Source organism: Aminobacter sp. GW821-FHT11F06 (assembly GCF_058808215.1).
In genome coordinates, this window is the sequence record NZ_JBXARL010000005.1 from 289,925 (window position 1) to 313,025 (window position 23,101).

At 62.4% G+C, this 23,101-nt stretch carries 19 protein-coding genes; 8 read left to right on the top strand and 11 right to left on the bottom strand.

Features of this window, described 5'->3' with window-relative positions; genetic code table 11:
* Nucleotides 1-31: 31 nt before the first annotated feature.
* Together AC1RTB_RS14920 and AC1RTB_RS14925 are read right to left on the bottom strand one after the other, a co-directional pair.
* Nucleotides 32-1,864: an ABC transporter ATP-binding protein gene (locus AC1RTB_RS14920; RefSeq protein WP_492881211.1), complete on the bottom strand. Its 1,833-nt coding sequence runs from the start codon at nucleotides 1,862-1,864 to the stop codon at nucleotides 32-34.
* A gap of 10 nt (nucleotides 1,865-1,874) precedes the next feature.
* Entirely contained in the window at nucleotides 1,875-2,459 is a 585-nt protein-coding gene (locus AC1RTB_RS14925; RefSeq protein WP_492881210.1) for a winged helix DNA-binding protein, read from the bottom strand.
* Between the two features lie 116 nt (nucleotides 2,460-2,575).
* Here AC1RTB_RS14925 and AC1RTB_RS14930 point away from each other — a divergent pair, with 116 nt between their 5' ends.
* Nucleotides 2,576-6,205: a hydantoinase B/oxoprolinase family protein gene (locus AC1RTB_RS14930; protein WP_492881209.1), complete on the top strand. Its 3,630-nt coding sequence runs from the start codon at nucleotides 2,576-2,578 to the stop codon at nucleotides 6,203-6,205.
* A 139-nt stretch (nucleotides 6,206-6,344) separates the two neighbouring features.
* Here AC1RTB_RS14930 and AC1RTB_RS14935 read toward each other — a convergent pair whose 3' ends face one another.
* The 3 genes from AC1RTB_RS14935 to araD form a co-directional block, all read right to left on the bottom strand.
* Nucleotides 6,345-7,046, bottom strand: a complete 702-nt coding sequence (locus AC1RTB_RS14935; protein ID WP_492881208.1) for a FadR/GntR family transcriptional regulator — start codon at nucleotides 7,044-7,046, stop codon at nucleotides 6,345-6,347.
* Nucleotides 7,047-7,193: 147 nt separating this feature from the next.
* Complete coding sequence (locus AC1RTB_RS14940) at nucleotides 7,194-8,117, bottom strand: dihydrodipicolinate synthase family protein (protein ID WP_492881207.1); 924 nt, start codon at nucleotides 8,115-8,117, stop codon at nucleotides 7,194-7,196.
* Nucleotides 8,118-8,128: 11 nt separating this feature from the next.
* Nucleotides 8,129-9,844 carry an L-arabinonate dehydratase gene (gene araD, locus AC1RTB_RS14945; RefSeq protein ID WP_492881206.1) on the bottom strand — a complete coding sequence of 572 codons (1,716 nt, stop codon included), beginning with the start codon at nucleotides 9,842-9,844 and terminating at the stop codon, nucleotides 8,129-8,131.
* A 552-nt stretch (nucleotides 9,845-10,396) separates the two neighbouring features.
* On the opposite strand from araD, the gene AC1RTB_RS14950 reads away from it, so the two are divergent.
* From AC1RTB_RS14950 to AC1RTB_RS14970, 5 genes are all read left to right on the top strand, one after another.
* Complete coding sequence (locus tag AC1RTB_RS14950) at nucleotides 10,397-11,401, top strand: TRAP transporter substrate-binding protein (protein WP_492881205.1); 1,005 nt, start codon at nucleotides 10,397-10,399, stop codon at nucleotides 11,399-11,401.
* Nucleotides 11,402-11,476: 75 nt separating this feature from the next.
* The gene (locus AC1RTB_RS14955) at nucleotides 11,477-12,019 is read left to right on the top strand and encodes a TRAP transporter small permease (protein WP_492881204.1); all 543 of its coding nucleotides are present in this window, start codon (nucleotides 11,477-11,479) and stop codon (nucleotides 12,017-12,019) included.
* A complete protein-coding gene (locus AC1RTB_RS14960) occupies nucleotides 12,016-13,296 on the top strand; it encodes a TRAP transporter large permease (RefSeq protein ID WP_492881203.1) in 1,281 nt (426 codons plus the stop codon). Before AC1RTB_RS14955 ends, AC1RTB_RS14960 begins: the two co-directional genes overlap by 4 nt.
* A 35-nt stretch (nucleotides 13,297-13,331) precedes the next feature.
* On the top strand, nucleotides 13,332-14,243 hold the full coding sequence (locus tag AC1RTB_RS14965) for a 2-dehydro-3-deoxygalactonokinase (RefSeq protein ID WP_492881202.1): 912 nt from the start codon (nucleotides 13,332-13,334) through the stop codon (nucleotides 14,241-14,243).
* Nucleotides 14,244-14,257: 14 nt separating this feature from the next.
* Nucleotides 14,258-14,890, top strand: a complete 633-nt coding sequence (locus AC1RTB_RS14970; RefSeq protein ID WP_492881201.1) for a 2-dehydro-3-deoxy-6-phosphogalactonate aldolase — start codon at nucleotides 14,258-14,260, stop codon at nucleotides 14,888-14,890.
* 9 nt (nucleotides 14,891-14,899) lie between these two features.
* Here AC1RTB_RS14970 and AC1RTB_RS14975 read toward each other — a convergent pair whose 3' ends face one another.
* From AC1RTB_RS14975 to AC1RTB_RS14995, 5 genes are all read right to left on the bottom strand, one after another.
* On the bottom strand, nucleotides 14,900-15,679 hold the full coding sequence (locus tag AC1RTB_RS14975) for an SDR family oxidoreductase (RefSeq protein WP_492881200.1): 780 nt from the start codon (nucleotides 15,677-15,679) through the stop codon (nucleotides 14,900-14,902).
* Nucleotides 15,676-16,560, bottom strand: a complete 885-nt coding sequence (locus AC1RTB_RS14980) for an aldose 1-epimerase (RefSeq protein WP_492881199.1) — start codon at nucleotides 16,558-16,560, stop codon at nucleotides 15,676-15,678. The genes AC1RTB_RS14975 and AC1RTB_RS14980 overlap by 4 nt, the downstream gene beginning before the upstream one ends.
* Before the next feature lie 8 nt (nucleotides 16,561-16,568).
* Complete coding sequence (gene araH, locus AC1RTB_RS14985; RefSeq protein ID WP_492881198.1) at nucleotides 16,569-17,519, bottom strand: L-arabinose ABC transporter permease AraH; 951 nt, start codon at nucleotides 17,517-17,519, stop codon at nucleotides 16,569-16,571.
* 11 nt (nucleotides 17,520-17,530) lie between these two features.
* Nucleotides 17,531-19,042, bottom strand: coding sequence for an L-arabinose ABC transporter ATP-binding protein AraG (araG, locus tag AC1RTB_RS14990; RefSeq protein ID WP_492881197.1), 1,512 nt, complete (start codon nucleotides 19,040-19,042; stop codon nucleotides 17,531-17,533).
* Between the two features lie 67 nt (nucleotides 19,043-19,109).
* The gene (locus AC1RTB_RS14995) at nucleotides 19,110-20,102 is read right to left on the bottom strand and encodes an arabinose ABC transporter substrate-binding protein (RefSeq protein WP_492881196.1); all 993 of its coding nucleotides are present in this window, start codon (nucleotides 20,100-20,102) and stop codon (nucleotides 19,110-19,112) included.
* A 198-nt stretch (nucleotides 20,103-20,300) separates the two neighbouring features.
* On the opposite strand from AC1RTB_RS14995, the gene AC1RTB_RS15000 reads away from it, so the two are divergent.
* Nucleotides 20,301-21,050, top strand: coding sequence for a FadR/GntR family transcriptional regulator (locus tag AC1RTB_RS15000; RefSeq protein ID WP_492881195.1), 750 nt, complete (start codon nucleotides 20,301-20,303; stop codon nucleotides 21,048-21,050).
* Between the two features lie 28 nt (nucleotides 21,051-21,078).
* The gene (dgoD, locus tag AC1RTB_RS15005) at nucleotides 21,079-22,227 is read left to right on the top strand and encodes a galactonate dehydratase (protein ID WP_492881194.1); all 1,149 of its coding nucleotides are present in this window, start codon (nucleotides 21,079-21,081) and stop codon (nucleotides 22,225-22,227) included.
* 27 nt (nucleotides 22,228-22,254) lie between these two features.
* Here the strand turns inward: dgoD and AC1RTB_RS15010 are convergent, their stop codons facing one another.
* Nucleotides 22,255-23,100: a fumarylacetoacetate hydrolase family protein gene (locus AC1RTB_RS15010; RefSeq protein WP_492881193.1), complete on the bottom strand. Its 846-nt coding sequence runs from the start codon at nucleotides 23,098-23,100 to the stop codon at nucleotides 22,255-22,257.
* Between the last annotated feature and the right edge of the window lies 1 nt (nucleotide 23,101).

The following is a 23,101-nucleotide window of genomic DNA, read 5'->3' on the forward strand; positions in this document are numbered from 1 at the left end:
ACTCCTCTTCAGATGTTGATTTTTGTTTGTCTCAGGCGCTTCTGGCGACGAAGTGTCCGGGGCTGACCTCCTCGCGGAGCAGGATCGCCGGCTCGTTGCCGACTGCCCTGACCGGGCTGGGGATGTCGCCTTCCATCATGGCCGTGCCGCGCTTGCGCGTCGGATCCGCGACGGGGACGGCTGACAGGAGCTTGCGCGTGTATGGATGGGTGGGCGTTTCGAAAATCTGGCGGCGGCTGCCGAGTTCCATGATCTGGCCCAGATACAGGACGGCTACACGGTGGCTCATTTTTTCGACGACGGCCATGTCGTGGCTGATGAACAGATAAGCAAGGCCACGTTCGGCCTGCAGTTCCATGAACAGGTTGATGATCTGCGCCTGGATGGAGACATCGAGGGCAGACAGCGCTTCGTCGGCGATGATCAGCTTCGGGTCGGAAGCGAGAGCCCGCGCGATGCAGATGCGCTGGCGCTGGCCACCGGAAAATTCATGCGGGTAACGTTCGGCATGCGCCGATGTCAGGCCGACACGCTCGAGCAGTCCATCGACGCGCTTGCGGATCTCAGCGCCGCCGGAAATCAATCCATGCGTGCGAATTGGCTCCGCGATGGAGAAGCCGACCGTCTTGCGCGGATCAAGCGAGGCAAAGGGGTCCTGGAAGATATATTGGACTTCCTGGAGCAGGCGATGGCGCTCGACGGCATTCATCTGTGCCAATGATTTGCCACCGAAGGTGATCTGGCCGGAGGTCGCCGTCTGTAGCTGCTGGATGGCGCGTCCGATGGTGGATTTGCCGGAGCCGGATTCGCCAACCAGCGCCAGCGTCTCGCCCGGATGAATATCGAAACTGACCTCCTCGACCGCGTGCACACGATGCGTCACGCCGCCGAAAATGCCTTTCTTGACATTGAAGCGGACGACGAGATCGCGAACCGACAAAAGCGCCGGGGCATCATATCTAGGCGTGTCCTGGATACGCTCGGTGCCGACCAGCTTGGGCTGGCCGTCTTCGAGAATGGTCAGCGGCATGCGTTTGGGGAAGTCCTGGCCTTCCAGGCTGCCAAGCTTCGGCACCGATCCAAGCAGCATGCGCGTATAAGGGTGCTGTGGATTGGCGAAGATCTCGCGCACCGGCCCCTGCTCGACCTTCTTGCCTTTCCACATGACCACGACATCGTCGGCCATCTCGGCGACCACGCCCATGTCATGGGTGATGAAGATCATCGCCATGCCGAGCTCTTTTTGCAGATCGCGCATGATGTTGAGGATCTGGGCCTGGATGGTCACGTCAAGCGCGGTCGTGGGCTCATCGGCGATCAGCAGTTTGGGACGGCAGGCGAGTGCCATGGCGATCATCACGCGCTGACGCATGCCGCCGGAAAGCTGGTGCGGATAACGGCCGAGCAATTCGCTGGAGTCGGGCAGACGTACCATGTCGAGCAGGCGCTTTGCCTCTGCGAGTGCCGCGCTCTTGCTCATCTTTTCGTGCAGGATAAGCACTTCGCTGATCTGGTCGCCGATGGTGAACACGGGATTGAGCGAGGTCATCGGCTCCTGGAAGATCATCGCGATCTCCTTGCCGCGGATGGAACGCATCTCCTTTTGCGACGCCTTCAGCAGGTCGATGCTACCCTTCCCGCCGTTGAACGTGATGCGTCCGCTCGGAAATCTCGCGCCCATGATGTCGGCGAGCCGCATCATCGAAAGCGAGGTGACGGACTTGCCCGAACCGGATTCACCGACGATCGCCAGGGTTCTTCCCGGCGCGACCGAGAAGTCCAGGTTCTCGACAACACGCGCGGCGCCGAACGCAACGGAAAGATCCTCGACGGAGATGAGCGGGGTGGTGGTGGCCTCGTCCAAGCGCAGTTCCTTACAATGTCGTTGCGGCACGCGCCGCCTGATTGAACGCGCCCGACATGAAGCGAAGGACGGCTGCGATTTCAGATAATGTTTCTTCCGACGGACGGGCGTTCGCGGTCGAGTCGACCAGAAGCCGTTCGCGGATCTGGGCATAGCGCGCGCAGGCCTCCGCGCCCTTTTCGGTAATCCGCACCGTCTTTTCCTTCGCCGCCTTGCCGGAGGTCAAAAGACCAGCCGCCTCGAGCTTGCGAATGGCATAGGTGACGACGTGGGTGTCTTCGATGTCGAGCACGAGGCAGATGTCGGCGAGCTTCTTTTCGCGGCCGCGGTGACGGATGGAATGCAGGATCAGCACTTCCATGGACGACAGGTTGGGCAGTCCGGCCGCCGACATGCAGCGCACCATCCAGCGGGAAAAAGCATGGCTCGCCAGGATCAAGCCGTATTCGACCTCGGAGAGGCCGGGGGACGCGCCTTCGGCCAGATGCGCTGAAGACACGATCGGGCCGATCGACGGAATGGGCTGAAGGTGCTTGGGCAGAGTCGTTTCGAGCCTTTCCAGCTCGCCCGGCTCGCGCTTCTCTTTTGTGGCCATCTTCCTGCCCCCATCTTGACGGACATATCGTCACCACTTTATCGATAATTTGTCAACGTTTGCTGGTTCATTTTTGAGCGTGCCTCTTTAGGCGGCAGAAATTCGGGATATCGGGTATGAACGGACAAAATGGATCGTGGGACTTCTGGATCGACCGCGGTGGCACGTTCACTGATGTCATCGGCAAGGATCCGCAGGGCAAGCTGCATGCCCGCAAGGTCCTGTCGGAGAATCCGGACGCCTATCGTGACGCGGCCGTGCATGGCATCCGTCTGCATCTCGGCCTCGAGGCCGGCGACCCCATTCCGGCGGGGCTGATCCACGAAGTCCGCATGGGCACGACAGTTGCGACCAACGCGCTGCTTGAGCGCAAGGGCGAGCGGCTGGCATTGGTCACCACGCGAGGTTTCCGCGATGCGTTGCGCATCGGATACCAGGAGCGCAAGGACATCTTCGCTTCCAAAATCCTGAAGCCGGAAGCGCTGTACGACACTGTCGTCGAGATGGACGAGCGTATCCTGGCCGATGGTCGCGTGGAAACCGCGCTTGATGAAAAAGCCGCCCTCGCCGCGCTGAAAAGCCTGCGCGATCAAGGCTATGACTGTATCGCCATCGTCTTGATGCACGCCTACAAGTTTCCCCAGCATGAAGAGATTCTGGCCCGTGTGGCCCGCGAGATCGGCTTTTCCCAGGTCTCCGTCAGCCATGAGGTTTCGCCGCTCGTCAAATTCGTTGGCCGCGGCGACACGACAGTCGTCGACGCCTATCTGTCGCCGGTCCTGTCGCGCTACGTGGCACAGGTGTCGCGCGAACTCGACGTGGAGCGCACTGGCGCGCGCGTGATGTTCATGATGTCGTCAGGCGGCCTGACCGCTGCCAATCTGTTCCAGGGCAAGGATGCCATTTTGTCGGGTCCTGCCGGTGGTGTCGTCGGTCTTGCGCGCACCGGCGCATCCGCTGGTTTCCCAAAGGTCATCGGCTTCGACATGGGTGGCACCTCAACTGACGTTGCCCATTTCGATGGCGAATATGAACGCGCATTTGAAACACAGGTCGCGGGCGTGCGGGTGCGTGCACCGATGATGCTGATTCATACGGTTGCGGCGGGCGGCGGCTCGATTTTGCATGCCGATGGTGGCCGCTTCCGGGTAGGCCCTGATTCCGCGGGTGCAAATCCCGGCCCCGCATGCTACCGCAATGGCGGTCCGCTTGCCGTGACCGATGCCAACGTCATGGTCGGCAAACTTATCCCCGACTATTTCCCGGCCCTTTTCGGACCGCAGCAGAACGAGCGCCTCGATGTTGAGACGGTTCGCACGCATTTTTCGCAGGTTGCCGAAGAGCTTGGCGATGGGCGCACGCCGGAAGACGTTGCGGATGGTTTCATCAGGATCGCGGTCGCCAACATGGTCGAGGCGATCAAGAAGATCTCCGTCCAGCGCGGTTATGACGTAACGCGTTATGCCCTCAACTGCTTCGGTGGCGCCGGCGGCCAGCACGCCTGTCTCGTTGCCGACGCACTTGGCATGAAGAGCATTCTGCTGCACCCTATGTCGGGCCTGCTATCGGCCTATGGTATGGGGCTAGCCGACATCAGGGCCACCCGCCAGAAGGCGCTGGGCGTCGACCTCGATGCGGCCGCGCCAAGGGCCTTGCTTGATCTGGGGCTGGAATTGCAGCGCGATTGCCTTGCCAATCTCGCCGCGCAGGGCATTGCCGAAAGCGCTGCGACGACCTTTTTGCGCGCCCATATCCGCTATGCCGGCACCGATACGGCAATCGCCGTCGAGGCGACATTCCCGAACCTCGATACGCCGGAGCGCCTGCGTGCCGAATTTGAACAGCTTCACAAGAGCCGCTTCGGCTTCGTCGACGCAACCAAGGCGCTGGTCATCGAGGCTGTCGAGGTAGAGGCGGTCGGCGGCAGCGGTGCGGAGGTCGATGTCTCGCAGAGCATCGCAAATGAGAACGAGATCACCCCGGCACGCCGAACACGCTTCTTCTCACAAGGCGCATTCCACGATGCGGGTGTCGTGCTGCGTTCGGAAATGGCTGTGGGCAACCGTGTCACCGGTCCGGCGATCATCATCGAAAGCAACCAGACCATCGTCATCGAGGATGGCTGGCAAGCACAGCTGACCGCACGAGATCACATCGTCCTGCAGCGTATCGTGCCGCTTCCCGTGACCACGGCGATCGGAACGGCGGCCGACCCCGTCATGCTCGAGATTTTCAACAATCTCTTCATGTCGATTGCCGAGCAGATGGGCGTGACCCTTCAGAACACCGCCTATTCGGTCAACATCAAGGAACGCCTCGACTTTTCCTGCGCGGTCTTTGACGCCAGCGGCAATCTTGTCGCCAATGCGCCGCATATGCCGGTGCATCTCGGATCCATGGATGCCTCGATCGCAACTGCGATCCGCGAAAACCCGGTCATCCATCCCGGCGATGTGTTCCTGCTGAACGCTCCGTATAATGGCGGCACGCATCTGCCCGATCTCACCGTCTGCACGCCGGTGTTCAACTCGGACGGCAAGACAATCCGCTTCTGGGTCGCCAGCCGCGGCCATCATGCCGATATTGGCGGTATCGCGCCTGGTTCTATGTCGCCACTCGCGACCACGATCGAGCAGGAAGGCGTCTATATCGACAATTTCAAGCTGCTGGACCGGGGGATCTTCCGCGAAAAGGAACTTTCGGACCTGCTGACCGGTGGCACATATCCGGTGCGCAACGTCATCCAGAACATCAACGACCTGAAGGCGCAGGTCGCGGCCAACGAAAAGGGTGTCGCTGAACTGAACAAGATGCTCGCCCAGTTCGGCGAGGATGTTGTCGAAGCCTATATGGGGCATGTCCAGGACAATGCCGCTGAAAGTGTGCGGCTGGTGCTCGACCGGTTGCCGGACGGCTCTTTCAGCTATGAGATGGACCAGGGCTGCAGGATCGAGGTGAAAATCACCATCGATCGGCAAAAGCGCGAGGCCACGGTCGACTTCACCGGGACCTCGGATCAGCGCGGTGACAATTTCAACGCGCCCGAACCGGTAACGCGTGCCGCCGTGCTCTATGTGTTCCGTGTACTGGTTGCTGGCGATATCCCGATGAACGCGGGTTGCCTGCGTCCGATCCGGCTGATCGTTCCGGCGGGCTCGATGCTGTCGCCGCGCTATCCGGCCGCTGTGGTCGCAGGCAATGTCGAGGTCAGCCAGGCGGTGACGAACTGCCTGTTTGGCGCGACTGGTGCGATGGCGGCCGCGCAAGGGACAATGAACAACCTGACCTTTGGCAATGACGAGTATCAGTATTACGAGACGATTTGCTCCGGTGCGCCGGCGGGTCCGGGGTTCAACGGGGCCGATGCCGTTCACACCCACATGACCAATTCGCGGCTGACCGATCCGGAGATTCTGGAGACACGTTTCCCGGTGGTGCTGGAAGACTTCCATATCCGCAGGAACTCAGGCGGAAAGGGCGAATTCTCGGCAGGCGACGGCACGCTGCGCACGATCCGCGCCACCCAGACGCTCGACGTTGCGATCCTCAGCGGCCATCGTCGCATCCCACCGTTCGGGCTTGAAGGTGGAGCGCCAGGTGAATGCGGGTCAAACACCGTGCGCCGCGTTGACGGCAAGATCGAAACGCTTGGCGGCTGCGACCAGACGGTCCTGCAGCCAGGCGAAGCGATCACCATCAGCACGCCGACAGGCGGTGGCTATGGAAAACGTAAGGTCAAGCCATGATGAAACGCCTTGGCGTCGAATCTAAATAGCCAAAGTTTTCGGCGCTGGCGGTCTCCGTCTGCTGCGCGGGGACCAAGCGAGGTCCACAGTCGTTGACGAGATTGCAGGCACGTTCGCGCAGATCGGTGTCGCTGTGTTTTCAGTTCCTGAAGTTGCGCTGATACGTGTCCTGGATCAGCTTCCGCGCTGCCTCTTCCGCAGCCTCTTCATCGCCGTTTTCGATCGCAATCGCGATGGCCTCGTGCATGTCGAGCGAATGCTCGATACCGAACGTCCTCAGTGTCTTGGGGATACTGACAGTCAGCGCCGCGCGGATCACCGAAGAAACAGGAAGTAGGAAGCGGTTATGCGCCGCCTGGATGATCTGGAGATGAAAGGCGATATCGGCCTCGATCGACTGCCGTTCGTCATCATACCGGCGCGACATTGCCTCGAACGCGTGGCGAATGCCGGCCCGGTCGGCGGCGGTCGAGCGGCGCGCCGCCAGCCCGGCCGCCATCGGCTCGATGGACAGTCGTATCTCGAACAGCTCTTCGGCAAGCGTCTCGCTGCTTTCGGAATCGTCCTGCCAAGACAACACAATGGGATCGAGCGTGTTCCACCGGTCCGCCGGCAGGACACGCGTGCCCATGCGCGGCTTGGCCTCGATGAAGCCCTTGGTGGAAAGGATCTTGAGTGCTTCGCGCAATGTCGTGCGGCTGACCTGGAGGCTCGACAGGAGTTCCAGCTCCTTGGGCAGCATGTCGCCCGGCTTGAGGTCGCCACGGGTGATGCGCCGGCCGATATCGGCGGCGATCTGAGCCGGCAAGCCTCGCTCTGGCATCGGCCTTGGCTTTGTCATCGAATCCGATCCCGGCCTTGTGTGGCGCAACGTGCGCTGCGTGCTGTACTGCGCCGGCAAAATCACCGGCGCGTGCCATAATTCATACCCTCGACGGCATTTCAACTAGCGGCACCCCATAGGAGATGCCGACACTTGGCGGCCACATCAGGCTGCGGCAGTCGTCCTGCGCGCCAGCGGTCCCAGATCGGCGGCAAAACGCTCGATCATGGCAAGGCCGGTGGCATTCGGGCGTAGTGCTGGGCCACGATCATGAACAGCCAAGCCGCTGCGCAGCGCAAACAGGCGCTTGCCGTAGCACAGCAGGTTCTCCAGTCCCTGCATGGTGGAAACGACAGCCGGAAGCATCTGGCGATAGGTCGTAAGCGCACCGTCCTCGTCGCCGGCCTGGAAGCTGTCATAGGCGGCGACCGCGTAGTCGATGCAATCCGGCGCCAGGATCAGGCCACGGCAGCCAATGCGCAGATTGTCGAGCATTTCGAGCCCGGCGCGCCCGTTGAAGATCGGCAGCTTTCCGCCGGTTGCCTCGACAAGCCCGGCGATGTCGACCACCGGCCCCTCGCCCTTCACCAGCTGGATATTGGGATGCTGGCGCACGAGATCGCTGATTTCGGCGGAGCTTAGTCCACGGCCCATGAAGGCCGGTGCGTTCTGGATGGCGACGGGCAGATCGGTCACTTCCGCGACGCGGCCGAAAAAGCGGATGTATTCGGCCGCCCCGTACTGGCCGACCATCGGCGGCTGCAGGATCAGCCAGTCGGCGCCGACGCTTTCGGCGTGGCGCACCTGCGCGATCTGCTCGGCCACCGACGCGCCGAAGATGGTAAGCGCCAGCGGCACGCGGCCGCCGGTGTCCTCGGCGATCCAGTCCATCACCGTGCGGCGCTCGGCGTCGGTCAGTTTGGACACTTCGGTGGCAAGGCCGAGCGCCGCCATGCCGTGAACGCCGACCTCGAGGCAGACCTCGACCTGGCGGCGCATGGCGGCCCGGTCGAGCCGCTCCTGGTCATCGAACAGCGCGTAGAGGATGGCGTGAATGCCGTGCATGTCGGCGACAGCGAAACGAGGCATGGGCTTCTCCCTCAATGGCTTTCGCGCGGCACGTCGTGGCCACGGCAGCCGACCAGGAAATCGAGGTCAGCACCACGATCGGCCTGCATGACACGCTCGACATAGAGGCTCTGGTAGCCGCCCTGCATCTCAGGCACGGGCGGAGTCCAGCCCTCGCGGCGGCGGGCGAGTTCTTCGTCGCTGACCTCGAGATGCAGGCGGCGGTTTTCGACGTCGAGTTCGATCATGTCGCCGTCCTCGACCAGCGCGAGCGGGCCACCGACAGCGGCCTCGGGTGCGGCGTGAAGGACGACGGTGCCGAAGGCGGTGCCCGACATGCGCGCGTCGGAAATGCGGACCATGTCGCGCACGCCCTTTTCCAGCAGCTTCTGCGGCAGCGCCATGTTGCCGACCTCGGCCATGCCGGGATACCCCTTGGGGCCACAGTTCTTCAGCACCATCACGCAGGTCTCGTCGATGTCGAGCGCGGGGTCATCGACGCGCGCCTTGTAGTGCTCGATGTTTTCGAACACCACGGCGCGGCCGCGATGGCGCATCAGTTCCGGCGACGCGGCGGAAGGTTTCAAAATCGCGCCGTTGGGCGCGAGGTTGCCGCGCAGAACGGCAATGCCGCCCTGCTGGGTCAGCGCCTTGTCACGGGGCAGGATCACCTCTTCGTTGAAATTCTCCGCGCCGGCGATGTTGTCGCCGACCGTCTTGCCGGTGACCGTCAATGCGTCGAGGTCGAGCAGGTCGGCGATTTCCTTCATGACAGCGGGAAGGCCGCCGGCGTAGCAGAATTCCTCCATCAGGAATTTACCGGAAGGCATCAAGTTGAGGATGGTCGGAATGTCGCGGCCATAGCGGTCCCAGTCATCGAGCGTCAGTTCGGCGCCGATCCGCCCGGCAATGGCGAGCAGGTGGACGACCGCGTTGGTCGAGCCGCCGATCGCGCCATTGATGCGGATCGCATTGGCGAACGCCTTCCTGGTGAGGATGGCGGACAGGCGCAGATCTTCCTTGACCATGTCGACGATGCGCCGTCCGGAAAGACGGGCAAGCCGCGCGCGGTGGGCATCGACCGCCGGATAGGCGGCGTTGCCAGGCAGCGCCAGGCCGAGCGACTCGACCATCGACGCCATGGTCGAGGCCGTGCCCATGGTCATGCAATGACCCGGCGAACGCGACATGGCGCTTTCGGCGGCGGCGAATTCCTCGGCGCTCATCAGGCCGGCGCGCACATCCTCGGAGAATTTCCAGACATCGGTGCCCGAGCCGATCGGCTTGCCGCGGAAGCGGCCATTCAGCATCGGCCCGCCTGAAACAACGATCGCCGGAACGTCGCAGGACGCAGCCCCCATGACGAGGGATGGCGTGGTCTTGTCGCAACCGGCCATCAGCACCACGCCGTCCATCGGATTGCCGCGGATCGCTTCTTCGACATCCATCGAAGCGAGATTACGGAAAAGCATCGCGGTGGGACGCAGGTTCGATTCACCGCAGGAGAAAACAGGGAATTCGAGCGGCAGGCCGCCGGCCTCGAGGATGCCGGCCTTCACATGCTCGACCAGCCCGCGAAAATGCGCGTTGCAGGGCGTGAGCTCAGAGAAGGTGTTGCAGATGCCGATCACCGGGCGGCCGTCGAAGGCATCGTCGGGCAGGCCGTTGTTCTTCATCCAGCTGCGGTGAATGAAGGCATCCTTGCCGAAGCCGCCGAACCAGGCCTGCGAACGCAATTTCCGTGTCACGTTTTGTCTATCCCGTTGTTGGTCAGTGCCTTGCGACACGAATGGGTTGAGCACGCCTGAGGTCGGTCATTCGAATGGCCAAGCCATGTCACATGATCGCGCTGACTTGCATCGAACGCCACCGCCTTGACGGCAGATGCGCTGTTCGAACCAGCGCCGTCTCCTCTTCCCATGAACTGGCATGCCCAGGCTTTCGTTTCCCCAAGTCGCTCGGCAATCAGTCTTGTTTTCTCTTATAATCGGAGTTATTGGGGCGTCAAGAGCATCCAAGTTTTGCCTGGGAGGGCGCGTGGCCGAGTTTGTTTCGTGGAGTGCCAAAGAAGGTCCGGACGCTGGTTCAGCGATCCGCATCCTCAGCCCATCGCGCGGGCCTTCCTTGCGGCTGAGCGAAGGCTTGTCAGCTCGCAAGGCCATGCGCGGCACACGGTCGCGCGCCTCAAAGCGCACTCGCGCAAACCCATCAAGTTAACCCAATCGGAGATGGCGCAAACGCAACGCCATCGCCCCGCTCACAGCCTGAACAACAAAAACTTGAAGAGAGAGGAGTTTTCCATGCGCCTTAAAACGCTCGCACTCACATTGGCGGCAGCCGTCGGCTTGGCCAGTCTTGTCGGCCCCGCCACTGCCGCCCGCCTTGGGCACGGCATGCCGGCGGAGCATCCCCAGGCTCTGGCCATGAAGAAGTTTGCCGAAGACGTCGCCAAGGCGACCGAAAACCGCGTCGAGATCCAGGTCTTCGACGGCGGCATCCTTGGCGGCGACGACAAGATGCTGCAGGCGACCCAGAGCGGCACGCTCGAACTCTATGTCGGCGGCGTCGCCCCGCTCTCGGGCAAGATCAAGGAAGTCCAGATCTTCGACTTCCCGTTCATGTTTGCCAACCGCGAGGAAGCCAGCGCCGTGCTGAACGGACCTGTTGGCCGCAAGATGCTCGACCGCATGTCCGAGATCGGCCTGACCGGTCTTGCCTGGAGCGAATTCGGCTTCCGCAACCTGACCAACAGCGTCAAGCCGATCAAGTCGGTGGACGACATTTCCGGCCTCAAGCTGCGCGTGATGCAGAACCCGGTAGCGCTCGACACCTGGAAGGCGCTCGGCGCCAATGCCGTGACGATGTCGTTCTCGGAAGTCTTCTCGGCGCTCGAGACCAAAGCGCTGGACGGCCAGGAAAACCCGCTGGCCCACATCTACGCCAACCGCATCTACGAAGTGCAGAGATATATCACGCTGACCAACCACGTCTATTCGCCGGTGGCGATCGTGGCGTCGAAGACCTGGTTCGAGGCCCTGGCCGAAGCTGACCGCAATGCTGTCATGACTGCGGCCGCCGACGCCTCGGCCTATCAGGCCAAGCTGATCGCCGAAAACGACGGCAAGATCACCGAGCAGCTGAAGGAAACCGGGATCGAGATCGACACGATGCCGGAAGCCGAACTCGCCAAGATGCGTGAAATCGTGAAGCCTGTGGTGGAGAAATACACCGCCTCGGTCGGCGCCGACTTCGTTCAGGAGTTCACGGCCGCAGTCGACGCGGCGCGCAAAGGCGCAGCCAACTAAACCGCACCCTGACTGATGCCGCGGGCGGAAACGTCCGCGGCATCTTCGTGTCGATAATTCCGGGAGGTCCGAGCCATGCCGCGTCTCGTAGACAGATTTTTTCAACTGCTTGAAGCCGTCATGGTGGCCTGCCTGGCCGGCATGTTCGTGATGGTGCTCGGCAACGTCATCTTGCGCGCCGGCTTCAACACCGGCATCGACGTCTCCGAGGAGCTGCCGCGCTTCCTGTTCATCTGGCTGACCTTCATTGGTGCTGTGGTGGCGATGCGCGAGAACCGGCACTTGGGCGTCGACACCGTCGTGCTCGCGCTTCCCATTTTCTGGCGGCGGCTGTGCTGGATGATTTCCCAGATCCTGATCTTCGTGTGCAGCGTCTACATCTTCGTCGGCACCTTCATGCAGCACGAGATCAACGCCACCACCGTTTCCACCGTCATGCAGTTGCCGATGAGCTGGGTCTACGGCGTCACCTATTTCACCGGTGCGCTGATGGCGGCCCTGTGCCTCCACAATCTGGTTCGTTTCGCGCGCGGCAAGGTCCGCGACGACGAGCTCATCCAGGTCGAGGAAGAAGGCATGCACGAAGTCGATTCCAGCGTTGAGGCGGCGCGCAAATGACCATTCTTATCTTTGTCGTCTCCCTGCTCGCCGCGATGGCGATCGGCATGCCGGTCGCGATGGCCCTCATCGTCTCCGGCCTCGCTCTGATGTTCCACATGGGCATGACCGATCCGCAGATCGTCGTGCAGAACATGTGGGACGGCGCCAACAGCTTCCCCCTTCTCGCCGTGCCGTTCTTCATGCTGGCGGGCGAATTCATGAACGCCGGCGGCATCACCCGGCGCATCATCCACATGGCGATGGCCTGGGTCGGCCATCTGCGCGGCGGCCTCGGCTTCGTGGCGATTGGCGCCGCCGTCGTGATGGCCTCGCTGTCGGGCTCGGCGGTCGCCGACACGGCAGCACTGGCCGCCGTGCTTTTGCCGATGATGCGGCAGGCCGGCTACAACCCCTACCGCTCGGGCGGACTGATTGCCGCCGGCGGTATCATCGCGCCCATCATCCCGCCTTCGATCGGCATGATCCTGTATGGCGTGGCCGCGCAGGTCTCGATCACCAAGCTTTTCATCGCAGGCATTGTGCCCGGCATCCTGATGGGGCTGTCGCTGATGCTGACGTGGATGTATGTCGCGCGAAAAGACAAGATCGAGTGCGCGCCAAAGCAGCCGATGGGCGAGCGGCTTCGCCTGACCATCGAGAGCTTCTGGGGCCTGATGCTGCCGGTGATCATCATCGGCGGGTTGAAATTCGGCTTCTTCACCCCGACCGAAGCTGCGGTCGTCGCGGCGGCCTATTCGCTGATCGTGGGGATCTTCATCAACCGCGAGCTGAAGCTCAGCCAGCTCTACGGCCTGATGCTCAACGCCGCCAAGACCACTGCGGTTGTCATGTTCCTGGTTGCCGCGGCTTCGGTCTCGGCATGGCTGATCGCAGCCGCCAACATGCCGGCACAGATGGTCGAGTTGTTGCAGCCGATCATGGACAACAAGACGCTGCTCATCCTGGTCCTGATGGTTCTGGTGCTGATCGTAGGCTCGGCGCTCGATTTTGCCCCGACCATCCTGATCCTGACGCCGGTGCTGGTGCCGGTGCTCAAGCAGGCGGGCATCGATCCGGTCTATTTCGGCGTGCTGTTCATCATGAACAACGCAATCGGCCTGATCACCCCGCCTGTCGGCACCGTGCTCAACGTCGTCTGCGGCGTCGGGAATATGCGGATGGGCAATCTGATGAAAGGCATCTGGCCGTTCCTGCTGGCCGAAACCGTGGTGCTGTTCCTGCTCGTGCTGTTCCCTGAGATCGTGATGGCGCCGCTGCGCTGGATGACACAGTGATGGCACCTTCCAAAGACATGTCGGGAGTTGCGAACATGAACGCGTCGCAAGAAGCCTTCTGCGTGATCGTTGATTGGGGCACCACGAGCTTCCGCGCCTGGCTTGTGGCAGGCGATGGCTTCGTGCTGGGCGAAAGCCGTGGGCGCGAAGGCATGACGCATTGCGTGACGTCAGGCTTCGAACCGGTGCTGCGCGCGCACCTCGCCGCGATGGACGCGCCGATGGGCCTGCCCATCCTGATCTGCGGCATGGCCGGCGCGCGCCAAGGCTGGGTCGAGGCGCCTTACGTCGACGCACCGACGCGGCTGGCCGATTTCGCGGCTTGCGCCGTCAGCGTGCCGAACGGTTTTGCCGACATCCGCATCCTTCCCGGCATCGCCCAGCGCGACCCGCTGGCGCCCGAAGTGATGCGCGGCGAGGAGACCCAACTGCTGGGCCTGGCCGACGCAGCCCAGCGCCGGCTGGTGTGCATGCCCGGCACCCACAGCAAGTGGGTGGTGCTCGAAGACGGGTGGGTGAGACGGTTTTCCACATTCATGACCGGCGAGCTCTTCAGCCTGCTCAATAAGCACTCCACACTCGCCTTCGCGATCGACGCCGAGACCCCGTTCAGCGCCGACACGCCGGCATTCGTCCGGGCGCTGGACAAATGCGCCGCCGACCTCTCGCTGGGCGGGCTTTTCGGCGTGCGCGCGGCGCAGCTTCTGAATTTCGAGAGCAAGGCGGATGGCGCGGCCCACCTCTCCGGCCTGCTGATCGGGGCGGAGGTAGTGGCGGCCAGGCAGAACTTCGCCGATCACACGGATGTCACCCTGGTCGCCTCGGGTCCGGTCGCCGACCTCTACACCGCAGCGCTCCGGCGCACCGGCCTGAACGTCAGGCATGTCGACGCCGACCAATCGGTCCGCGACGGCCTTCACGCGGCCGCGAAATCAATCTGGGCATAGAAGGAAACAACGACATGGCCTCAAACATCGCCTGGCCGAAGCTGAAGCGGTCTCTGGTCGCCATCCTGCGTGGCATCAAGCCGGAAGAAGCCGAAGCGGTCGTCGGCACGCTGATCGAGGAAGGTTTCGACCTCATCGAAATCCCGCTCAACTCGCGGGACCCGTATACCTCGATCCGCCGGGTCATCGGCACCTTCGGCGACAAGGCCGTGATCGGCGCCGGCACCGTGCTTTCGGCCGAACAGGTGGACCGGCTGGCCGATGTCGGCGGCCGCCTGGTCGTCAGCCCCAACATCGAGCCCGAAGTGATCGCGCGCGCGTCGGAGCACAAGATGCTGACCATGCCCGGCGTCTTCACGCCGACCGAAGCGCTTTTGGCGGTCAAATGCGGTGCGTCGGCATTGAAGTTCTTCCCCGGCGGCGTGCTCGGCACGACAGGCGTCGCCGCCATCAAGACCATCCTGCCTGCCGACACGGTCGTCGGCGTGGTCGGCGGGGTCTCGGAAACATCCTTCGCCGACTACAGGAAGATCGGCATCAGCACCTTCGGCCTGGCAACCAACCTCTACGCGCCCGGCGACAGCGCACAAACGGTCCGCGACAAGGCACGCGGCATCATCGCGTCCTATGACGCGGCCTTCGCCTGAACGAGGCGATCAGACGGCGTGCTGGAGCACGCTCAGGCCGCCGTCGACGACAAGGCAGGCAGCGTTCATGAACGGGCACTCGTCCGAAATCATGAACACCGCCGCCTTGGCAATTTCCTGCGTGCTGGCGATGCGCTTGCCGGGGTGCAGCGCCATGGTGTCGGCGCGCGCTTTCTCCGGGTCGGGGAAGCTGTTCCAGTAGTCGATTGCCTTTTGCGTCTCGACATAGCCCGGCGCCAGCGCATTCACGCGCACGCCCGCACTCGCATATTCCAGCGCCAGCGACTTGGTCATGCCAAGCAACGCATGCTTGGCCAGCGGATATGGAAAGGTGTGCGGGATGATGGTGAAGCTGTGCGTCGAGGCGATGTTGAGGATCGCGCCGCCGCCAGCCGAGATCATGCCAGGCAGCGCCGCCTTGCAGCAGTTCCAGGCACCCTTGAGGTTAACGTCAAAACAACGCTGCCATTCGGCGTCGGTGGTTTCCAGCGGCGTGTTGAAGACGTTGATGCCGGCATTGTTGATCAGCGCATTGATCGGCCCGATCGCTTTGCCGGCCTGCGCCACGGCCGCTTCTATCGCGCCGGCATCGGTGATGTCGGCTTCGGCATAGGCCAACATGCCTTCGCGCGCGCCTAACCTGTTGACACTGTCGCGCAGCATCGGCCCGTCGCGATCAACCAGGAAGAGTTTTGCGCCTTCCTTCAGGCATTCCTCGGCGATGGCAAGGCCGATTCCTTGCGCGGCCCCGGTCAGGAAGATGTTCTTTCCGGCGAGACGGTCTGTCATTGGAGGCCCTCGAAGTTCGAAACGGTGATAAAAAAGCCACCCGCCAGGATTTCACCCGGCGCGAGCACATGAAGCCCGGCCGGACCGGCCATGGCCAGCGCGTTGGGTGCATGCGACATCGGCTCGAGGCAGAAGAAGCTGCGGTCGCTGTCAGGCGCATAGAGCATGTATCTGGAAAAGATCGGGTCGGCCGCGATCTCGGCCGAAATCCCGATTTCCGGCCACACGAAGCGGGCGCGGCCGTTCCAGCCTTCGAAACAATTGTTCAGCCAGTGTGGCGGCAAGGTTCGAGGTTTCGAAAAATCGGCGTTTTCGGGAATGGCTTGCCGGGCAACCGGCAGATGGTTCGCCCCCTCGGTCCACCAGGCGCTTGCGGGCGCCGTGATCAGGGTTCCTGCCGTCCGAGGGAAATATGGGTGAAAGCCGATGCCGAACGGCATTGCTTCGGAGCCGCGATTTTCGACCGCCAAATGGAGGCTCAGCGTCGCATCGTTCAGACGGAATGTCTGGACGGCCCTGTAGATATGCGGGGCGTTGGCCGGTTGGGTTTGCTCGAAAGACAGCCGCAACTCGGTATCGCTGGCGTCTTCGACAGTCCATGCGCCGAGCCAGCCATCGCCGTGAATATAGAAGGGCTCATCGGTATTCGGTTTGAAGGCGTAGTGTTTGCCGCCGAGATCGAAACCGTTGCCCTCGACGCGATTGCCTATGGGTACCAACGGGAAACATGCGGATTTGAGGACATCGAACGCTTCGCCCGGCTCATGACCTGCGCGCAGGAACGGCCGACCGTCGCTGGTATGGCCGTCGACCACCGCGCCGCCCTGCGTGCTCAGACGCAGGGCGAGCCGGTCGTTTTCGAGTGCGATCAGACCAGACATCGATCGGCTTAGCGCCGTCCGAGCGCGTTCGACCTGAGATTATCGAGCAGCACGGCGAGCAGCAGGATCACGCCACGGACGATGTATTGATAGAAGGCCGGGATGTTGAGCAGGTTCATGACGTTTTCGGCGATGCCCATGATCATCACGCCGACGATGACGCCAGCAATTGCAGCCCGTCCGCCAGCCAGCGACACGCCGCCGAGCACGCAGGCCGAGATGACCGAAAGCTCAAGCCCGACAGCGGCGTTGGGCTGGCCGGAGGTGATGCGCGAGGCAAGCAGGATGCCGGCGATGGCGCAGACCATGCCCTGCAACGTGAAGATCCAGATGCGGGTGCGATCGACATTGACGCCGGCGAGACGCGACGCCTCCGGATTGCCACCGATGGCTAAGGTGTTTTTGCCGAAGACCGTGCGGTTGAGCACAAAGCCGAAGATGACGAACAGGATCAGAAGCACCCAGATCGGGGTCGGTACACCGAGCAGCTTGGACAGCGCCAGCTGATAGAAGTTGGGATCGTTGATGCCGACCGCGCGGCCGTCGGATGCGATCAGGGCAAGACCGCGCACGATCTGCATGGTCGCAAGCGTGGTGATCAGCGCGTTGATGCGGAACTTGGCGATGACGACGCCGTTGATCAGGCCGACCATCCCGCCGCAGAGAACCGCAGCCAGGATGCCTATGATGATCGAGCCTGTCGCGTTCGACGCCATGACCGCAACCATGCCGGCAAAGGCGACGATGGAACCGACCGACAGGTCGAAGTCGCGCGCCGCCAGGCAAAACATCATGGTGCAGGCAACGATGCCGACGGTGACCACCGACTGCAGCAGGCCGAGCATGTTGCGCTCGGTGAGGAAATTCGGAACGAAGATCGACACCAGTGCGAAGGCCAGCACAAAAAGCACGACAAGTCCCTGATCGCCGAGCAGTACCTTCTTCAAAGAATTTGTCATGCTCCGTCCCTCTAGGATGCGATTGCGTCTGGCGTTTTTTTATCGGGAAGCGCTGCCGCCAGAATGGCGCGCTCGCTGAACTGGTCGCGGTCGAGATGCGCGGAAATGCGCCCGCCGCACATGACGAGGATGCGGTCGCAGATGCCCATCACCTCGGGCAGTTCGCTCGAAACGACAATGATCGCCATACCGTCCTCGGCCAACTGGTAGAGGATCTCGTAGATCTCGGATTTCGCCCCGACATCGATGCCGCGCGTCGGCTCATCGACGATCAGCACGCGAATGCCCTGCTCCGAAAGCCAACGGCCGAGAATGACCTTCTGCTGGTTACCGCCGGAGAGGTTGACGATGTCCTGCTTGCGCGAGGGCGTGCGCACCTTGAGCTTCTTGAGGAAGGTCTCGGCGACCTCGATCTCCTTGCGCGGATTGAGGATGCCAAAGCGGGTGTGATGGCGCCGCGAGGAGATGTTGATGTTTTCCTCGAGCGAGCGGCCCTGGATAATGCCGTCATGCTTGCGGTCTTCCGAGCAAAGCACGATGCCGGCGCGGATCGCCTGTCGCGGATCAGCTACTTCGATATTCTGGCCATCGATCACGATCGCGCCACCACGACGGGCATCCGCGCCATATACCAGGCGCATCAGCTCCGAGCGGCCTGCACCAATGAGACCAAAGAAGCCGACGATCTCGCCGGCACGCGCTTCAAAGCTGGCTGCTACAGGCAGCTTCTCACCGGCGATACCGTCAGCCTTCAGCCGCACCTTGCCCGTTTCTCGCGGCCGCCAGCCCCACACGTTGGAAATCTCGCGGCCGACCATCTCGGCCACGACCTGCTCGCGGGTGACATCCCTGAGGCTCGGGTGATGAGCAGCGAGCTTGCCGTCGCGCAGCACTGTCAGGCTATCACAGAGGCGGAACACCTCGTCGAGCCGGTGCGAAATGTAGAGGATGACCTTGCCGTCGGCGCGCAGGCGCTCGATCAGGGCAAACAGGATTTCGCTTTCACGCGACGACAGCGACGAGGTCGGCTCGTCGAGCGCGATCACCCTGGCGTCGAGCATGATCGCCTTGGCGATCTCGACCATCTGGCGTTCGCCGATCGACAGCGTCTTGACCTTGCGCCGGGGATCGATGTCGATGCCGGCGGATTTCAGTTTCTCACCGACTTCGGCGAACATCTGCCGCGCCTGGACGACGCCGGCATTGGCCGGGAAGCGGCCAAGCCGCAAATTCTCGGCAACCGTCAATTCGGGGACGAGCTGCAGCTCCTGGTGGATGACGATGACGCCGGCGTGAAAGGCATCGCGGGTCGATGTGTATTTCTGGATCTCGCCGTCGATGCTGATGTCGCCCAGATTGGCATGCTGGTCGCCCGACAGGATACGTATCAGCGTCGACTTGCCGGCGCCGTTTTCGCCCATCAGACCATGGACAGCACCTTTTTCGACGCCGAACGACACGTCCGACAGGGCCTGAACGCCGGGATAGGCTTTCGAGATGCTGGAAAATTCGAGAAACGACATTGACGGTCCTCCGAAATGTCTGGCGGCGGATCATGACCCGCCGCCAGACACCGTTCAATGATACGGCTTATTGAATGCCGAGTTCTGCCCGGACCTTCTGGAAGTCGTCGCGCTTGGCAAGCGCACCGGCGGTCAGGATCAGCTTCTCCGGCTCCTTGTTGTTGGCGACCCAGTCATACATGTTGAGCGCGGTCTCGTAGCCGTGGCGCTTCGGCGAGATGATCACCGAGCCGATGAAACCGGTGGCCGTCGGCTTCTTGAACTCGTTGATGGCCGAGTCCGCGCCGCCAATTCCGACGCCGATCACGCCGTCAGCCGGGATGCCGACGCTTTCCGACGCACGCACAGCACCCAGAACCGCCTCGTCATTGAGGCCGAAGGCGACCCATTTCTTGATGTTGGCGTTCTTGTTGAGCACGACGGTCGCGGCGTTGAGCGCTGCTTCCGTGTCGGTCTTGGCCTGCGGCGCATCGAAGATATTCTCGGCCTTGAAGCCGTTCGCCTTCAGCACGGAGATCGCGCCTTCGACACGGTCGACGGCGGTCGGAAGCTGGTCGTAGGAGACGCGGATCGCGCCGACTTCGTCGGCCTTCCAGCCGCGCGCCTTCATCTCGTCGACGATGGCCTGGCCGACTGCTTCGCCGATCTTGGTCGCGGAGATGCCCATATGCGGCACGTCCTCGATGGGCTTGCCGTCAGCGCTGACCAGTCGGTCGTCGACGGTCATCAGCTTGAGGTTGTTGGCCGCAGCCTTGGCAACGATGCCAGGTCCAAGCTTCACATCGGGGGTGCAGACGATGAAACCCTGAGCGCCCTGGGCGCCGAGATTGTCGATCGCCGACATCAGCTTCTCGCCGTCCTCGGCGCCGATCTTGACCAGGGTGAAGCCCTTTTCCTTGGCGGCCTGGTCGGCGAACTTCCATTCGTCCTGGAACCAGGGTTCCTCGGGCTGCTTCACGATGAAGCCGATCTTGGTCTCCTGCGCATAGGCAGAAGCAATGGTGGTGACAGACAGGACCGCAAGGGCGCCCGCAACGAGCGCCTTATTCAACAATCGCATGGTTTCCTCCCAAAAACGCGCCGGGCAGGCAGCCCGGATGACAAAAGCTAGCTTCATTCATCATACCAGTCAATTGCCTTGGTATGATGAATGAGATAGCTTCCTTTCCGGAGGAGTGGCTCGGCATTTGTCGTGAGGCAGGATTGTCCGGCATGTGGAGCCCACATAAGAACGACAACACGCCAGGGGGAGAAATGCATGGACAGCGCCAAGGCTGATACGATCGGCACCGCCGCAAAGGCGCGTCGTCCGCGCGTCATGCCAGACGTGGTGCGGGCCATCGCCTCCGACATCCTGTCCGGCCGCTATCCGACCGGCGCCAACCTGCCGAGCGAAAACGACCTTGGCGCCGAACACGGCGTCAGCCGCACCGTCATACGCGAGGCGCTGAAGATGCTGGCCGCCAAGGGCCTGGTGCTCAGCCGTTCACGTATTGGCACCGTCGTCTGCGACAGGGAAAACTGGAACATCATCGACCCCCAGGTGCTGGAATGGCACGCACCGAACACGCTGGATCCGAAGCTGTTCGATTCCATCCTTGAGACGCGCCGCGCCATCGAGCCGCTGGTGGCGGAGCTTGCCGCCAAGCACGCTTCCCTGCACGAAATTGCCGATCTGGAAATGGCCTGGAAAGGCATGGAGGCAGCCGGCAGCGATGTTGCAAGCTTCGCCCGTTCGGACGCCGCCTTCCACCAGGTTCTCTACGGCGCCTGCCACAATCCGATCTTCCGCCAGATCGGCGGCCTGATCGAGACGGCGCTGACATTTGCCCTTGAAGCGACTGCCAACTCCGTCGACCGGCGCGACGAGGCCGTCAAGGTACATTACGGCGTCGTCGAGGCGCTGCGGATGCGCGACGGCATGGCGGCGCGCAAGGCCGCCAACGAGATACTGGACCTGGCCGCCCGCGATCTGGAAAAGGCCAAGACCCAGAGAATACGAGACTGAACGGGCGCACGCATTTGGGGCCGACACCATGAAGATCACAGCGTTCAAGACCTACATCGTTCCGCCACGTTGGCTGTTTCTCAAGATCGAGACCGACGAAGGCGTAAGCGGCTGGGGCGAGCCCGTCGTCGAAGGCCGCGCTCATACTGTCGAAGCAGCGGTGCACGAACTCGCCGACTATCTGATCGGCAAGGATCCGAGGCTGATCGAAGATCACTGGAACGTCATGTATCGCGGCGGCTTTTATCGCGGCGGTGCGATCCTGATGAGCGCGCTGGCCGGCGTCGACCAGGCGCTGTGGGACATCAAGGGCCGAGCGCTCGGCGTTCCGGTGCACGAGCTTCTGGGCGGCCGCTGCCGCGACCGCATCAAGGTCTATTCCTGGATCGGCGGCGACCGGCCTTCGGAAGTGGCTGATGGCGCCCGGGAAGTCGTCTCCCGCGGCTTTACCGCGCTAAAGATGAACGGCACCGAAGAACTCCAGATCGTCGACAGCCACGACAAGATCGATGCGGCGGTCGAGCGCGTCGCCATGGTGCGCGAGGCGGTGGGCAAGCACATCGGCATCGCTGTCGACTTCCACGGCCGTGTCCACCGGCCGATGGCGCGGGCTCTGGTCAAGGAACTGGAGCCGTACCGGCTGATGTTCATCGAAGAGCCGGTGCTCAGCGAAAACCGCGAAGCGCTGAAGGAGATCGCCGCTCTTTCGTCGACTCCTATCGCATTGGGCGAAAGGCTCTACAGCCGCTGGGACTTCAAGAGCGTGCTTCAGGAAGGCGTGGTCGACATCATCCAGCCCGACCTGTCACACGCCGGCGGCATCACCGAATGCCGCAAGATCGCGGCCATGGCCGAGGCCTATGACGTTGCCGTGGCGCCCCACTGCCCTCTCGGGCCGATCGCGCTCGCCGCCTGCCTCCAGCTCGACGCGGTGACCTACAACGCCTTCATCCAGGAACAGAGCCTGGGCCTGCACTACAACAAGGCCAACGACCTGCTCGACTACGCCAAGAACAAGGACGTCTTCCGCTACGAGGACGGCTATGTCGCGATCCCCGATGGCCCCGGTCTTGGGGTCGATGTCGACGAAGACTACGTCAAGGAGCGCGCCAAGGAAGGCCACCGCTGGCGCAACCCGATCTGGCGCCACGCCGACGGTTCGTTCGCCGAGTGGTGATCGGCGTCCACAATTCGCGTCAGGTGTTCAACTGTCGACCTCGACGCGCTGGGTCTGGGTGCCCAGTCCCTCGATGCCAAGCTTCATGACGTTGCCCTCCTGCAAATAATGCGGCGGCTTCTGACCCATGCCGACACCGGGCGGCGTGCCGGTGGAAATGACGTCACCGGACTGAAGGGACATGAACTGGCTGACATAGCTGACCAACTTTGCCACGCCAAAGATCATCGTCCTGGTCGATCCATCCTGATAGCGCTTGCCGTCAACCTCAAGCCACATGCGCAAGTTCTGTGGATCGGCCACCTCGTCGGCGGTGACAATCCACGGTCCGATCGGGCCGAAGGTGTCACAGCCCTTGCCCTTGTCCCATGTGCCCCCGCGCTCGATCTGATACTCACGCTCTGAGACATCGTTGATGACGCAGTAGCCGGCGACATGCGCAAGCGCGTCGGCCTCGGACACATATTTTGCTGGCTTGCCGATGACGACGCCGAGCTCCACTTCCCAGTCGGTCTTCACCGAGCCGCGCGGGATGCGGACCGTATCGTTCGGACCACAAATGGCGCTGTTGACCTTGATGAAGATGATCGGTTCGGCCGGGATCGGCAGCCCGGATTCCGCTGCGTGATCAGCGTAGTTGAGTCCGATGCAGATGAATTTGCCTATCTTGCCAACGCATGGTCCGATCCGAGGCGCGCCATCGACCAGTGGCAGGGTATCCACATCCACCGCTCGTATTTTATCCAGCGCTGCCGGCGAAAGCGCGTCACCATCGATATCTGCTACGATCGCGCCAAGATCGCGAATTCGTCCAGCGTCGTCCAGGATACCCGGCCGCTCCTTGCCGGCTGGCCCATAGCGCAACAGTTTCATT